Origin of the sequence: Chryseobacterium sp. KLBC 52 (assembly GCF_003347605.1) — a bacterium.
Classification (GTDB): Bacteria; Bacteroidota; Bacteroidia; order Flavobacteriales; family Weeksellaceae; genus Chryseobacterium.
The window spans coordinates 169,648-183,511 of the sequence record NZ_QDFZ01000002.1; the positions used below are offsets into that span (position 1 = coordinate 169,648).

A 13,864-nucleotide genomic window follows, 5' to 3' on the forward strand; every position below is an offset into this window, starting at 1 on the left:
TAATTACTATCTTTGATCATTAAAAAATCATTTCGGTTATGAAACTAAAAGTTGTTATACTTTCACTTTCTGTATTTGCATATACAGGTTTCACCGCACAAAATATTCAGAATAACCCAGGCAGCAATCATGGTAACAGGTTTGAGCAGCTGGGAACTATTCTACCAACACCCAACATCTACAGAACGGCTTCAGGAGCTCCCGGTCACGGATACTGGCAGAACAGAGCCGATTATAACATCACCGCTTATCTGGATGAGGATAAGAGAAATCTGAAAGGTTCCGAAACGGTGACTTATTACAACAATTCTCCAGATGATCTGGATTATATCTGGCTCCAGCTTGATGAAAACGAGCATTCCAGCATTAGAAATGCAGGATATGATACTTCATCTGTACTTCATTCTTCAACAACAGACCAGCAGCTTAAAGTTTCTGAGCTTCCTGTAAAAGATAACGGCTATGGAGTAAGTCTTGAGAAAGTAACCGATGTTTCAGGAACTCCCCTGAAATATACCGTTAACAAGACCATGATGCGTATTGATCTTCCCAAAGTTTTGAAAAAGGGTGAAAAATTCATTTTCAAAGTAGACTGGAACTACAATATTCCCAACAGAATCAAAATGGGAGGCCGCGGTGGTTATGAAAACTTCCCTGAAGACGGCAATGATCTGTATACAATAACGCAATGGTATCCAAGAATGTGCGTATATAGTGACTTTCAGGGCTGGCAGAATCATCAGTTTACCGGAAGAGGTGAATTTGCATTGGTTTTCGGAGACTTTAAGGTTTCCGTAAATGTACCTTCAGATCATATTGTTGGTGGAACAGGAGAATGTAAAAATTACGATCAGGTGTTGACAACTGATCAGCTGTCAAGATACAGAAAAGCTGAAAACGCAGCTGAGCCTATCGAAATTGTAACGTTGGATGAAGCTAAAAAAGCGGAGAAAAATCATTCAAAACAAAGAAAGACATGGGTTTTCGAAGCGAAAGATGTTCGTGATTTTGCATGGACTTCTTCCAGAAAGTTTGTGTGGGACGGAATGCGTGTAACCATTCCTGAAAACAACAATAAAGTAATGGCAATGAGTTTCTATCCAAAAGAATCTTACGGTCTTTACAGAAAGTTTTCTACAAAAGCGGTAGCCCATACCATTAAAACCTATTCAGAATTTACTATTCCTTATCCATATCCGGTAGCACAGTCTGTAGAAGCAGCGAACGGAATGGAATATCCAATGATCTGTTTCAACTTCGGAAGAACCGAGAAAGACGGAACCTATTCTGAAGGGACCAAAAACGGAATGATCGGAGTTATCATCCACGAAGTTGGGCACAACTTCTTCCCTATGATCATCAATTCTGATGAAAGACAATGGGCATGGATGGACGAAGGTCTGAATACTTTTACAGAATATCTTACAGAAGAAAAGTGGGATAATAAATTCCCATCCAAAAGAGGACCGGCATGGACGATCGTAGATTATATGAAACTCCCGAAAGATCAGCTGGAACCTATCATGAGTAACTCTGAAAATATTGTTCAGTATGGGCCGAATGCCTATTCAAAACCTGCTACAGGACTGAATATTCTTCGCGAAACGATCATGGGAAGAGAGCTTTTCGACAAAGCTTTTAAAACCTATGCTAAAAGATGGGCATTCAAGCATCCTGAACCTGCGGATTTATTCCGTACCATGGAAGATGCCAGCGGTGAAGACCTTGACTGGTTCTGGAGAGGCTGGTTCTACGGTACAGATCCTGTAGATATTGCGATTGATAAAGTAACGGTTGCTGTTCCTGATCTTGAGAGTGATCCTAAAGCTGCTGCAGAAGTAAAATATCAGGTTGAAAAACCATTGGTAAATAGTTTTGAAGATCTTTCAAAAATCAGAAACAGAGAAGATAAGAATATCAAATTCTATGTAGATGGTGATAAAGATCTTCAGGATTTCTATTACAGATATGACAGAGGTCAGGAAAAGATTGATAATAATAAGCAATACACCATCAAAACAGAATCAGGTCTTCCTTTAGATGCAAAGGATAAAGAGAAATTCAAAAATATTACAGGATATCAGATCGATTTTGTGAACAAAGGCGGTCTGGTAATGCCAATCATTCTTGAATTCACGTTTGAAGACGGATCAAAATTGTATGATAAATCTGCTGCACAAATCTGGAGGCTGAACGAACAAAAAGTTTCCAAGACGTATTATTTTGATAAGAAATTGAAATCTATTCAGCTGGATCCAATGAGGGAGACTGCTGATATTGATACAAGCAATAACTTCTGGAGCAATGCCGGAGCAGCAAATGAAACTTCAAAATTCCAGCTTTTCAAACAAAAACAGGGAGGAGGTTCTGTAAGAGGAGGCTCAACCGGAAAGGTTAACCCAATGCAGGCAGCAGGAAAGAGTTAGAACCCAATCTGTTGTAACTTTTAACAAATACACCACTACTTCGTATTAAAAGATCATAAGGATTACTTTTTACTACGAAGTAGTGTTTTTTTTTGCTTATAATCTGTGTATCCAAAAATTCAGGAATCCATTAAGAAAACAACACCTGTTTTTCACCTAAAAAAAAGCATAACAACCTGACTTAAAAATATTTATATTTGAATCACATAAACACCAAATGTCAAAAACCTGATTGACTTTAAATGTTCAGGACGTACCTATCAAAATATTTTAACTATGAAAAATGCCAAACTACTAAGCAGAGATGCTCAGAAAACCATCGATGGCGGACTTGCTGCCAGACTCGTTTGCTGCGAACGCGACGATAACGGAAAATGTACTTTATGGATCGGACCAGGACAAAATTGTCCTTAGTTCTGTCATCTGATAACAATCTTGAAAAAGCCGGAAATTTCCGGTTTTTTCTGTTTATATCCACAACTCATTGTCATTATTATCTGATTATCAAAATTTTATTAAAAAAATACAATAAAATTATATCACTAAATAAGGAAAAACAGTATCTTTGATTCACTTCTTTTACACCAAATGTCAAAATCCTGATTGACTTTAAATGCTCAGGAACGTACAAACAAAATATTATTAACTATGAAAAACGCTAAATTATTAAGCAGAGATGCTCAGAAATCTATCAATGGCGGAGCAGCAGGACGTGTTTGCTGTGAGTACAATTACAAAGGACAATGTATCCTGTGGATCGGACCTGGACAATATTGCCCATAGTTCAATCCTTAGATAACAACTAAAAAAAGAGGCTGTCTCAAAGGTTAAATAATTTGACTTTTGTCATTCTGACGAAGGAAGAATCTTACTTCTAACCATATAAGATTCTTCACTTCATTTTATTTCGTTCAGAATGACACTTTGGAACAACCTCTTTTTAACTTAAATGTTCTTTTACATTCTTTTTATAGGTTCTTCCCAAAGGAAGCTCATCACCATTTTTCAAAAAAACATGGCTGGAATTATACGAATTGATATGTTCTGATAATACAATATAAGACTTATGAATTCTGATAAATCCGAAATGTTGAAACTTCTCTTCAAAATTGGACATTCTCTCCAGAATCATATACTTTTTCAACGGGGTCATCAACACAATATACTCCCCGAATCCCTGTATCCAAAGAATGTCTTTAAGAAAGACTTTATTCATCACATAATTGGATTTGAACATAATAAAGTCTTCTTGCTGCCGGATGCTGGCTGAGCTTTTAAACTGAACAAAATCCCTTGCTTTATTGACTGCTTTTTTAAATGTATCAAAATCCACAGGTTTGATAAGATAATGAACAACATCCAGTTCAAAGGCTTTCACTGCATATTTTGTCTCCAGTGTAAGAAAAATACACAGCGGCGGATCGGGAAGTTGCTGCAAAAGTTCTACTCCATTGATCCCAGGCATATTGATATCGAAAACAACAAGATCTACTTTATTGACTTTCAGAAATGCCAGTGCTTCTTCCGGTTTCTGAAATGAAGCCAGCAATTCAACCTCTTCAAGCTGATCGCAATATTGTTTTACAAGCTGCAATGCAGGATATTCATCATCCACATTAACGATAGTCAGATTAGCCATTAATAGTAATTGTTAAAGCAATTTTATATTGATCATTTTCTTTCGGTCCGGAATAAAATTCATACTGATCAGGATAAAATTTTTCCAATATATGAATAATTGCTTCATTACCCAATCCGTGATAATCAGATTCAGCGACAAGAGTTCTATCTTTCCCGACAGAATTAATAATTTCAAAATACAGTTCAGAGCGCTCAATATGACAGAATAATTTTATAAAAGCGTGAGCATCTTCTCCAATCGCTGAATGTTTTAAAGCATTTTCAAATAAAGTAAGAAGTATAGCAGATGGAATTTCAGCAATGTCAAATTCTTCCTGATCTTCAATATCCATCACAATATCAAGCTGGTTATTATATTTAAGCTGATACAACGCAGCAAGCGCTTTCAGGGAAGAAAACTCCTGAGAAACGGTAACTTTTTCTTTTCCACTGTCATAAATAATATATTTCAGAAGTTTGCTCAGCTGCAAAATAGAATCCGATGTTTTCTCCGAATGGGTAAAACTATTGGCATATATATTATTAAGCGTATTCAACAAAAAATGAGGATTCAGTTTAGACTTCAGCAAATCAAGATAAAGCTGATCTTTCTCTTCTCCAAGACTAATCACATCCTGTTCTATTAAAAATTTGTCTTTGGTAATTCCCAAAAAAGAACCTACAAGAATGATGATTCCCTGTGAGATATACACATTATACAGAAACCCGACATGATAACCTTCTCCACTGAAATCCATTTGAAAAACGGCAGGTTCCCAAAGAATCCTGAAAAGACTGGACCCCAAAAAAAGGATTAAAGCATAGAGAATAAACTCCGGATACTTATTCGATAAATAAAATCTGGGAACAAGGTAATAGTACACCAGATAATAAATCCCCACATTGAAAATTGTATTCAAAATAATACTTATCACCAACTGATTTGAATCCAGGAAGTAGTTTTCGGTGAAATAAGTCATCAAAATGAAGATAAAAAGGAAAAAAATATGCTGAAACCTCAACAAAAATTTCCAGCGGTACTTCATAAGGCTATCCAGAATCTTACCACTAAATAAAATCCTGATAATCAATAATATAATAATAAAATTAATGATTAAAAACATAGTCCATACCTTATTTTGAAACGCATCAAATATAAATATCTTTTTGTCTCAAAATGCAGTTCGTTGAGAAAAACTGTCATTGATTGAAAAAATCCGGGCCCGCTCTTCCTAATAAATATATTTGAGAAACCGCAATATTAATCAAATATTACATGAAACTTAATATAAAATCAACGCTTATTTTATCATTTTGTCTGCTTAATGGTCTTTTATACAGCCAGAGCAAAGACAATTATAATATGTGGTTTCAGTACCTGATGTCAGCAAAACTGACTGATAAGAGTACTTTAACGGCTCTTACTCAATACCGTTCTTTTGACCTGGCTTATGACACCCGACTTTTCCTTGTGAATGCGTACGTAGATTATGAAGTGGCAGAAAACATAAGACCTGCCGCTGGAGCCATGTTTCTGATTCTCGAATCTTATAATGCCGACGATTCTAAAAAGATAAGATATGAAAAAAGACCTTTCCAACAGGTAACTGCAGAGTATTTCATCGGGAGAACCTCCATCTCCAACCGCCTTAGAGTGGAAGAACGTTTCCTCAGCAATCCCGATGAATTTGAGGTAAGAATCCGGTATCTGATTTCTGTACGAATTCCTTTCAACAAAAAAGGCGAAAAAGAAAAACTCTATGGTATTCTTAAAAATGAAATAAGAATGAATGTGGATAAAACAGAGCCTTTCGACAGCAATCGTATTACCGCAGGTCTTGGAATAAAAGTAGGAAAAAACTCTGCACTGGAGCTGGCCTTTATCAATCAAATGGAAACCGGAAAAACAAGCAATTACGGTTTTATAGGCTTCAGAAACAGTTTTGACTGGAGAAAAAAGAAACAACAATAATCTCATTAATATTTATAGATAACTATGCTTACATTTCTTGGTTTTTTAATGATTTTCATCTTCATGATTCTCATCATGAACAAAAAGATGACTCCACTTACCGCTCTGGTCATCGTCCCCGTAATCATAGCCCTTTTTGCCGGTTTTGGTCCTCAACTGGGAGACATGATGAAAAACGGTGTTAAGGAAATAGCGCTAACCGGCGTTATGCTGATTTTTGCCATCCTTTATTTCAGTTTAATGATAGACACGGGACTTTTTGAACCGTTAGTGAATATAATTTTAAAAGCCGTTGGCGACAATCCCATTAAAACAACAATAGGGACTGCTGTTCTTACGGCATTGGTTTCATTGGATGGCGATGGCTCATCTACCTATTTAATTGTAGTAGCCGCTATGCTTCCATTGTATAAAAAGCAGGGAATGAATCCACTTATTCTTACCTGTATTATTATGCTTGCCGGACAGATTATGAATATCCTTCCCTGGGGAGGGCCTACTGCAAGGGTAATGAGTTCCCTGAAACTAGGGCACACCGAAATTTTCGTCCCTATGATTCCTATTATGGCTATCGGTATTCTCTGGGTTATATTTGTTGCCTACATTCTGGGACGAAGAGAAAAAATAAGAATCGCCAAGCATGGAAAATTCACCGGCTACAACAACAATGATATTATTGGAGAGGCAGATCCTGCACTCCGCCGCCCGAAACTGATCCTGATCAATCTTGCCCTTACGATCACCCTTTTGGTAGTCATGATTCTTGATATTGTTCCTTTAGGAATTGCCTTTATGATTGCTTTCTGTATCGCTTCCATCATCAATTATCCAAAATTAAAAGACCAGCAGAAAATCATTTCCAAACATGCCGGAAATGCCCTATCAGTGGCAGGAATGATCTTTGGAGCAGGTATTTTTACGGGAATTCTTAATGGTTCAGGGATTATGCAGGCGATGGGAAACAGTATGATAGAAATAGTTCCTAAAAGCTGGGGTGGTTATATGAATATCGTGACCGCTTTATTCAGTATCCCGTTTACTTTTTTCCTGTCTAATGATGCCTACTACTTTGGGATATTGCCTATTATCGTTGCTACCGGTCATCAATTGGGAATTTCCCCGGAAATATTGGGAAGAGCAAGTCTTATCGGGCAGGGTTCTCACCTTCTGAGTCCATTGGTCCCGTCTACTTATCTGTTGGTATCGCTGGCCGGTGTAGAGTTTTCAGATCATTTAAAGTATACATTAAAGTGGGCCTTGGGATCATCAGTCATCATGTTGTTGAGTGCTTTGATTCTTGGTATTATATAAGATTATATCTTTGAATATTGTAATCTTACCATCTATAAAAAGCGAATGATGAAAACTGCCAAGCAAAAAACATTTACCGATTCTTATCTAAGGAACCTTACGCTTTATGTATTCACAGCGATTATCTGTGGAGCATTAACAGGTTACTATTTTCCGGAAGTAGGTAAACCCCTGGAAAAGGTAAGCAGTTACTTTTTTATGCTTCTTGAGGTTTTGATTGTTCCTGTTATTTTCATTGCAGTAACCTACGGGGTAAGCTATATTTTCAGCACTAAAAATGCTTTTAAAATTGTGGGCCAGATGGTTCTCTATTTTTTAATCGTCACCTCTGTAAGTATTTTATTGGGAATCGGGTCGGGTCTTCTTTTAAAACCGGGTGCCAATACGGGAATTATTATTTCTTCCCATAAAGAACTTCCGGAAAGATTTTTAACAACAACCAGCAACCCGTTACATATCAGCAATTATGTTCTTTTTCTTGTAATCTCTATTTCTGCGGGAGTCGTGATTGGTCTTTCAAAGAAGAGGAATAACATCTTTAAAGCTTTAGATGCGGGAAGAAATCTGTTTTTCAAACTTATCAAATATGTTTATTTATTTCTTCCGATCGTTATTTTCTCTAATATCGCCTATGGAATTTCAGTATATGGAATTAATACTTTACTGCCGTTAAGTAAAATTGTTGCCACCGTATATCTTACCAGTGTATTTTTTATTTTCGGGATATTAGGGGTTATAACAGCTTACTTTAAAATTAATCTTTGGGACTTTCTGATCAGCATCAAAGAAGAAATCATTCTTGTAGTGGCCACTTCCTCTTCAAAAACAGCCTTCCCAATGATCTTTGACAAAATGGAATCCCAAGGCTATGACCGAAAAATTCTTCGTCTTATTATTCCTCTCGGATACAATTTCAACCTGGCAGGAGCGTGCATTTATCTTTCTATTTCATGTATTTTCCTGGTTCAGCTTTACAATATTTCCCTGACGCCAATGGATTATTTCTGGCTTTTTATCACGATTTCCATTGCTTCCAAAACAGCTTCCGGAGTTCCCGGATCAGGCTTCCTTGCCCTGATGTTTACCCTAAGCAGGTTTGGAAAAATTCCTACCACGGATCTTGCGCTTTTATATAGCATAGACCGCTTTATGAACGAAGCGAGATCGGTTACCAATTTCATAGGCATTTCAGTTTCTGCTGCCATTATTTCAAAACTTAATCAAAATTCTATTCCTTTAAAAAATGATATTTCCTGATTTTACACACCTTTTCAATGACATCGTAGAAAACCCGGCAAAATCCATTGCTATTATCGGCAATCTTATTCTGATCGAAAGCCTTCTTTCTGTAGACAATGCAGCAGTACTGGCTACCATCGTCATGGATCTGCCCGAAAACCAAAGAAAAAAAGCCCTGAAATACGGAATCCTTGGAGCTTATGTATTTCGTGGACTCGCTCTTATTTTTGCTTCTGTACTGATTTCCGTATGGTGGCTGAAACCCCTGGGAGGATTCTATCTGATCTACATTTCCTTTGACTGGTTCATCAAAAAAATTAAAAACACAAATGATGAAGAAAATCCTGAGGAAAGCCCGAACAAAGAATCCAGCTGGCTGTATAAAAACTCTATCGGTCTGCTGGGTCAATTCTGGGCAACGGTTGCTATTGTTGAAGTGATGGATCTTGCTTTTTCTATCGATAATGTTTTTGCAGCAGTGGCTTTTTCAGATAATTTACTTCTGATTACGTTGGGTGTATTTATAGGAATTTTAGCGATGAGATTTATTGCACAATGGTTTGTTCGTCTCATGCAGGTATTTCCTTTTCTGGAAACTGCGGCCTTCATCGTCATTGCTATTTTAGGAGTTAAACTAAGTTTGTCCTTATACGAGCACTTCTACCCTGCTACGGTATTCGCTCAGTTTTTAGCCAGCCATACGATGGAAATATTAGTTTCCGCCATTACGGTTCTTTTGTTTGTTGTTCCCGTAGCTACAAGTTATCTTTTCGGATTCCCGGCCCGCAAAAAATAATTTTTCTGCCAAATTTTCACATTCGGAAAATAAAAGTCTGCCATTTCAGCCACCAGTGTCTCATGGCATACATTTAGAGAATTACAACACAGAAATAATTAAAAAATTAAATATATTATGTCAGTAAACTTTAAACCATTGGCAGACAGAGTTCTGGTAGAGCCAATCGCAGCAGAAACTAAAACAGCTTCAGGAATCATTATCCCGGACACTGCAAAGGAAAAGCCGCAAGAAGGTACTGTAGTGGCAGTAGGTCCTGGTAAAAAAGATGAGCCTACGACGGTTCAGGTAGGTGACAAAGTTCTTTATGGAAAATATTCAGGAGCTGAATTAAAGCTTGAAGGAAAAGATTATTTAATCGTAAGAGAAGCTGATTTATTAGGAATCATTGGGTAAGCTTCTTGCTATTGGCTTCTGGCAAATGGCTTTTCTGAGTTGAAATTAATTCATGAGAGATTTTAAAAAGTTTGAAGTGTGGCAATTAAGTCATCAGTTGACATTGAAAATTTATACTTCAACCAGAAGTTTTCCAAAAGAAGAAATTTTTGGACTCACCTCTCAAATCAGAAGATCATTTGCATCTATTGGATATAATATCTCAGAAGGAAGCGGCAGAAATTCGGATAAAGAATTTGCCAATTTCATTAATATTGCTCTGGGATCATCCAATGAAGCCGAAAACCAATTAATTCTTGCTAAAGATTTAGGATACATTCATGAAAATGATTTCAAAAATCTTTTGGAAGAATTGACAACACTAAAAAAGAAGCTTGTCACTTTGTGGAACAGGCTCAATGGAAATTAAAAATTAAAGTTAAACACGCGAATTGCAAAAGCTAAAAGCAAAAAGCAAGTCGCCAAAAGCTAAACAAACATGGCAAAAGAAATAAAATTCGATATTGAATCAAGAGACGCTCTAAAGAGAGGAGTAGATGCATTGGCTAATGCAGTAAAAGTAACTTTAGGTCCTAAAGGAAGAAACGTAGTGATCGAAAAATCTTTCGGTGCTCCACACGTAACTAAGGATGGGGTGTCTGTTGCAAAAGAAATCGAACTTGAAGACAGAGTAGAAAATATGGGAGCTCAGATGGTAAAAGAAGTGGCTTCCAAAACTAATGATATCGCAGGAGACGGTACTACTACCGCTACTGTATTGGCACAGGCTATCGTAAGAGAAGGTCTTAAGAACGTAGCGGCAGGTGCTAACCCAATGGATCTTAAAAGAGGGATCGACAAAGCGGTAACTGCTGTTGTTGAAAACCTTAAAACACAGTCTCAGGCTGTGGGAGATTCTACAGATAAAGTAAAGCAAGTTGCTTCTGTATCTGCTAACAATGACGAAACTATCGGTGCTTTAATCGCTGAAGCTTTCGGAAAAGTTGGAAAAGAAGGTGTAATCACTGTAGAAGAAGCTAAAGGTATCGATACAACGGTAGATGTTGTGGAAGGTATGCAGTTCGACAGAGGGTACCAGTCACCATACTTCGTGACTAACCCTGAGAAAATGTTAGCTGAACTTGAAAACCCATATATCCTTTTAGTAGAGAAGAAAATTTCTTCAATGAAAGAATTGTTACCGGTTCTTGAGCCAATTGCACAAGGTGGTAAGTCTCTATTAATCATCTCTGAAGAAGTTGAAGGTGAAGCTTTAGCTACTTTGGTAGTGAACAAACTAAGAGGTTCTCTTAAAATTGCTGCTGTAAAAGCTCCGGGATTCGGAGACAGAAGAAAAGCAATGTTAGAAGATATCGCTATCCTTACAGGTGGACAGGTGATTTCTGAAGAGCAAGGTTTCACAATGGAAAACATCTCTTTAGATATGCTTGGAACTGCTGAGAAAGTAACGATCGACAAAGACAACACAACTGTTGTAAACGGTGGTGGTGACGAAGCGAAAATTAAAGGAAGAGTTGCTCAGATCAAAGCTCAGATGGAAACTACAACTTCTGACTACGACAGAGAAAAACTTCAGGAAAGATTAGCTAAGTTAGCTGGTGGTGTTGCTGTACTTTACGTAGGTGCTGCTTCTGAAGTAGAAATGAAAGAGAAAAAAGACAGAGTAGATGATGCGCTACACGCTACAAGAGCTGCTGTAGAAGAAGGTATCGTTGCTGGTGGTGGTGTTGCTTTAGTGAGAGCAATTTCTTCACTAAACGAACTTACTGGTGCTAATGCTGACGAAAACACTGGGATCAAAATCGTGAAAAGAGCGATCGAAGAGCCATTAAGACAAATCGTTGCTAACGCAGGTGGTGAAGGTTCTGTAATTGTTGCTAAAGTAGCAGAAGGATCAGGAGACTTCGGATACAATGCGAAAACTGACGAGTATGTTCAAATGCTTGAAGCAGGAATCATTGACCCAACTAAAGTAACAAGAGTTGCCCTTGAAAATGCAGCTTCTGTATCTGGAATGCTTTTAACAACTGAATGTGTTATCACTGAAGTGAAGAGCGCTGAACCAGCTATGCCAATGGGTGGTGGAATGCCAGGAATGATGTAACAGCGTGTCGCTGAGACAATTTAATATATAAACCGTTCTGCTTTTGTAGGGCGGTTTTTTTGTTCTTATGGTTTCCCGTAAGAAAGAGAAATTATGAAAGCTTAAATTGCAGAAAATATTAATTAAAATAACTTTATGGAAATTCAATTTACTAGTAACGAGCAATTAGAAGAATTCATTCAACAAAAAAATTTAATAAACAAAAACTCTATAACTCATTTTAAAGCTCTAATTTCAATCAAAACCTCCAAAAATAAAATTTCAAATGAAGAAATGGAAATATTTATTTCGTTCGAAAATTATAATAGCCTAGGACGTGTAACTATAATGAATAGCGAATTAGATCCTTTATTATATCCAACTGTATTTGAAGCTAAATGGCAAAAAATGGAATATATCGATGATGAATATTTATTAATATCTGATATTCACAAAAAAAATCCAAATATTGGAAAATATACTGTAAAAATTATCCCTTTATCGAAGTTAAAAGAATAATTTTTCTAATCTATTGTTAGAGGCCTGAACCATGGTGGAATACTAGGAATAATGTAGTAGCGTAAGCTAAGACAAATTAATATACTAACCGTTCTACTTTTTGTGAGACGCTTCTATTTTCAAAGCTAAAACTATAAAATAAATGAGAACAATAAAAAACTAAATTATGAAAATTGAATTTATTTACCAATTGATAAGTGGAATTTTCATTTTGTATTTCGTTATTATTTTTCTTTTCTATTATCGAAAAATAAATCAAAAAAAACAAATTGATAATTTAAAGACTTATACTTTTGACTTTTGCACCAAGGACGATACCAATTATGAAAAATTTATGATTAACTATTTTGATCATAAGGGTTGGAAAACAACAGATGACGCTACATTTATGATTTTAGCTAATTTTGATAAAATTTCGATAGCACTTAAACATAGAGTATTTCACGAAGAAATTATTTATGATTATTATGCCAAGTATTTTATTCAATTTTATAGTGAGTTTCAATTTTTTATAATTCAAAGAAGAGAAATGACAGCTAATCCAGATCTTTTTATTGAGTATGAAAAATTGGTCAGACGTTGGAAAAATAATTTCAAAAATTTCAAAATTGATTTATAATGGAACATGAAATTTTTGAAACAATAGCTAATTTTTGTAATGCAAAAAATTATCCTCTAATTTACAATAGAATTCTCTTGCATAAATTTTATGAAGATTATAAAAAAGTAATTAATGATCATACTATAAAAGAAGGCTCAGATCCGACAAATGACACCTTGAAGGGATTTAAAAGTACACTATTAAATGATATGACATTAACATCAAACATCAAATTGGCTGAGGACGAACTAAAAAATTATTCAAAAGAAGAAATCAACAAATTTGAAAGGAAACAATCTACAAGAGCATTTTGGATAAGCGTTCTATCAGGAGTAATCGCATCTATAATTTATACTTTATTATTAATAATCTTTTTTTATCTAGGTAAAAATCAGCTCAGCTCATGGTTAAATGACTTAAATTCAAATACCTCCCAAGAGACAAAAAAGATCGAATAGTGAAAAAACTATAATACTAGTGAAAATAAATTATATCACCCTAGCTACTCAAAGTCTCCTGACTTTGAATAAATAATACAAATCAATTTGAAGTAAAAAGATTTTGAAGAGCAATGATATGTTCCCGTACTTGAAAATGGTATCATTGCCCAAACTAAAGTAACAAGAGTTGCCCTTGAAAACGCAGCTTCCGTATCTGGAATGCTTCTTACAACCGAATGTATTATCACTGAAATAAAGAGTGCTGAACCAGCTATGCCAATGGATGGTGGAATGCCAGGAATGATGTAGTAGCGAGTCGCTGAGACAAATTTAATATATAAACCGTTCTGCTTGTAGGGCGGTTTTCTTGTTTTATGGTTTCCCGTAAGGAAATAGTATATTAAAATTATAATTTAGCAATATATTTAATAATATATTGATGACTTAGCAAAAGTAGTTTA

The 13,864-nt window shown here is 35.9% G+C and carries 15 protein-coding genes; 13 read left to right on the forward strand and 2 right to left on the reverse strand.

The annotated features are described in order from the left end of the window. Positions 1–38: 38 nt before the first annotated feature. The 3 genes from DDF69_RS02325 to DDF69_RS22375 all read left to right on the forward strand — a co-directional run bounded on the left by DDF69_RS02325 (position 39) and on the right by DDF69_RS22375 (position 3,209). The gene (locus DDF69_RS02325) at positions 39–2,426 is read left to right on the forward strand and encodes a M1 family metallopeptidase (RefSeq protein WP_114819362.1); all 2,388 of its coding nucleotides are present in this window, start codon (positions 39–41) and stop codon (positions 2,424–2,426) included. 276 nt (positions 2,427–2,702) lie between these two features. Then, positions 2,703–2,840: a hypothetical protein gene (locus DDF69_RS22160; RefSeq protein WP_185144305.1), complete on the forward strand. Its 138-nt coding sequence runs from the start codon at positions 2,703–2,705 to the stop codon at positions 2,838–2,840. A gap of 234 nt (positions 2,841–3,074) precedes the next feature. Continuing rightward, positions 3,075–3,209 carry a hypothetical protein gene (locus DDF69_RS22375; protein WP_262497574.1) on the forward strand — a complete coding sequence of 45 codons (135 nt, stop codon included), beginning with the start codon at positions 3,075–3,077 and terminating at the stop codon, positions 3,207–3,209. A gap of 157 nt (positions 3,210–3,366) precedes the next feature. On the opposite strand, the gene DDF69_RS02335 is transcribed toward DDF69_RS22375, so the two are convergent. Together DDF69_RS02335 and DDF69_RS02340 are read right to left on the reverse strand one after the other, a co-directional pair. Next, positions 3,367–4,065: a LytR/AlgR family response regulator transcription factor gene (locus tag DDF69_RS02335; RefSeq protein WP_114819364.1), complete on the reverse strand. Its 699-nt coding sequence runs from the start codon at positions 4,063–4,065 to the stop codon at positions 3,367–3,369. After that, entirely contained in the window at positions 4,058–5,026 is a 969-nt protein-coding gene (locus DDF69_RS02340) for a sensor histidine kinase (RefSeq protein ID WP_228411909.1), read from the reverse strand. Before DDF69_RS02340 ends, DDF69_RS02335 begins: the two co-directional genes overlap by 8 nt. Before the next feature lie 296 nt (positions 5,027–5,322). Between DDF69_RS02340 and DDF69_RS02345 the strand changes: the two genes are divergently transcribed. The 10 genes from DDF69_RS02345 to DDF69_RS02390 all read left to right on the forward strand — a co-directional run bounded on the left by DDF69_RS02345 (position 5,323) and on the right by DDF69_RS02390 (position 13,421). Then, positions 5,323–6,018, forward strand: coding sequence for a DUF2490 domain-containing protein (locus tag DDF69_RS02345; RefSeq protein WP_228411910.1), 696 nt, complete (start codon positions 5,323–5,325; stop codon positions 6,016–6,018). A 24-nt stretch (positions 6,019–6,042) separates the two neighbouring features. Then, positions 6,043–7,329, forward strand: coding sequence for a CitMHS family transporter (locus tag DDF69_RS02350; protein ID WP_114819365.1), 1,287 nt, complete (start codon positions 6,043–6,045; stop codon positions 7,327–7,329). A 45-nt stretch (positions 7,330–7,374) separates the two neighbouring features. Next, on the forward strand, positions 7,375–8,586 hold the full coding sequence (locus DDF69_RS02355; RefSeq protein ID WP_114819366.1) for a cation:dicarboxylate symporter family transporter: 1,212 nt from the start codon (positions 7,375–7,377) through the stop codon (positions 8,584–8,586). Next, positions 8,573–9,364, forward strand: a complete 792-nt coding sequence (locus DDF69_RS02360) for a TerC family protein (protein WP_114819367.1) — start codon at positions 8,573–8,575, stop codon at positions 9,362–9,364. The genes DDF69_RS02355 and DDF69_RS02360 overlap by 14 nt, the downstream gene beginning before the upstream one ends. 117 nt (positions 9,365–9,481) lie before the next feature. Further along, a complete protein-coding gene (gene groES, locus DDF69_RS02365; RefSeq protein WP_034696138.1) occupies positions 9,482–9,760 on the forward strand; it encodes a co-chaperone GroES in 279 nt (92 codons plus the stop codon). 52 nt (positions 9,761–9,812) lie between these two features. Continuing rightward, a complete protein-coding gene (locus tag DDF69_RS02370) occupies positions 9,813–10,169 on the forward strand; it encodes a four helix bundle protein (RefSeq protein WP_114819368.1) in 357 nt (118 codons plus the stop codon). A 69-nt stretch (positions 10,170–10,238) separates the two neighbouring features. Next, on the forward strand, positions 10,239–11,864 hold the full coding sequence (groL, locus tag DDF69_RS02375; protein WP_114819369.1) for a chaperonin GroEL: 1,626 nt from the start codon (positions 10,239–10,241) through the stop codon (positions 11,862–11,864). A gap of 135 nt (positions 11,865–11,999) precedes the next feature. After that, positions 12,000–12,362, forward strand: coding sequence for a hypothetical protein (locus DDF69_RS02380; protein ID WP_114819370.1), 363 nt, complete (start codon positions 12,000–12,002; stop codon positions 12,360–12,362). A 166-nt stretch (positions 12,363–12,528) separates the two neighbouring features. Then, complete coding sequence (locus DDF69_RS02385) at positions 12,529–12,981, forward strand: DUF4760 domain-containing protein (protein WP_114819371.1); 453 nt, start codon at positions 12,529–12,531, stop codon at positions 12,979–12,981. Then, positions 12,981–13,421 carry a hypothetical protein gene (locus DDF69_RS02390; protein ID WP_114819372.1) on the forward strand — a complete coding sequence of 147 codons (441 nt, stop codon included), beginning with the start codon at positions 12,981–12,983 and terminating at the stop codon, positions 13,419–13,421. The genes DDF69_RS02385 and DDF69_RS02390 overlap by 1 nt, the downstream gene beginning before the upstream one ends. Positions 13,422–13,864 lie beyond the last annotated feature (443 nt).

Bases quoted from the DNA above. Each gene is read 5' to 3' on its own strand.
- groL (WP_114819369.1), top strand. From the start codon at position 10,239: ATGGCAAAAGAAATAAAATTCGATATTGAATCAAGAGACGCTCTAAAG.
- DDF69_RS02325 (WP_114819362.1), top strand. From the start codon at position 39: ATGAAACTAAAAGTTGTTATACTTTCACTTTCTGTATTTGCATATACA.
- DDF69_RS02355 (WP_114819366.1), top strand. From the start codon at position 7,375: ATGATGAAAACTGCCAAGCAAAAAACATTTACCGATTCTTATCTAAGG.
- DDF69_RS02385 (WP_114819371.1), top strand. From the start codon at position 12,529: ATGAAAATTGAATTTATTTACCAATTGATAAGTGGAATTTTCATTTTG.
- DDF69_RS02390 (WP_114819372.1), top strand. From the start codon at position 12,981: ATGGAACATGAAATTTTTGAAACAATAGCTAATTTTTGTAATGCAAAA.
- DDF69_RS22375 (WP_262497574.1), top strand. From the start codon at position 3,075: ATGAAAAACGCTAAATTATTAAGCAGAGATGCTCAGAAATCTATCAAT.
- groES (WP_034696138.1), top strand. From the start codon at position 9,482: ATGTCAGTAAACTTTAAACCATTGGCAGACAGAGTTCTGGTAGAGCCA.
- DDF69_RS02350 (WP_114819365.1), top strand. From the start codon at position 6,043: ATGCTTACATTTCTTGGTTTTTTAATGATTTTCATCTTCATGATTCTC.
- DDF69_RS02340 (WP_228411909.1), bottom strand. From the start codon at position 5,026: ATGACTTATTTCACCGAAAACTACTTCCTGGATTCAAATCAGTTGGTG.
- DDF69_RS02335 (WP_114819364.1), bottom strand. From the start codon at position 4,065: ATGGCTAATCTGACTATCGTTAATGTGGATGATGAATATCCTGCATTG.
- DDF69_RS02370 (WP_114819368.1), top strand. From the start codon at position 9,813: ATGAGAGATTTTAAAAAGTTTGAAGTGTGGCAATTAAGTCATCAGTTG.
- DDF69_RS22160 (WP_185144305.1), top strand. From the start codon at position 2,703: ATGAAAAATGCCAAACTACTAAGCAGAGATGCTCAGAAAACCATCGAT.
- DDF69_RS02380 (WP_114819370.1), top strand. From the start codon at position 12,000: ATGGAAATTCAATTTACTAGTAACGAGCAATTAGAAGAATTCATTCAA.
- DDF69_RS02360 (WP_114819367.1), top strand. From the start codon at position 8,573: ATGATATTTCCTGATTTTACACACCTTTTCAATGACATCGTAGAAAAC.
- DDF69_RS02345 (WP_228411910.1), top strand. From the start codon at position 5,323: ATGAAACTTAATATAAAATCAACGCTTATTTTATCATTTTGTCTGCTT.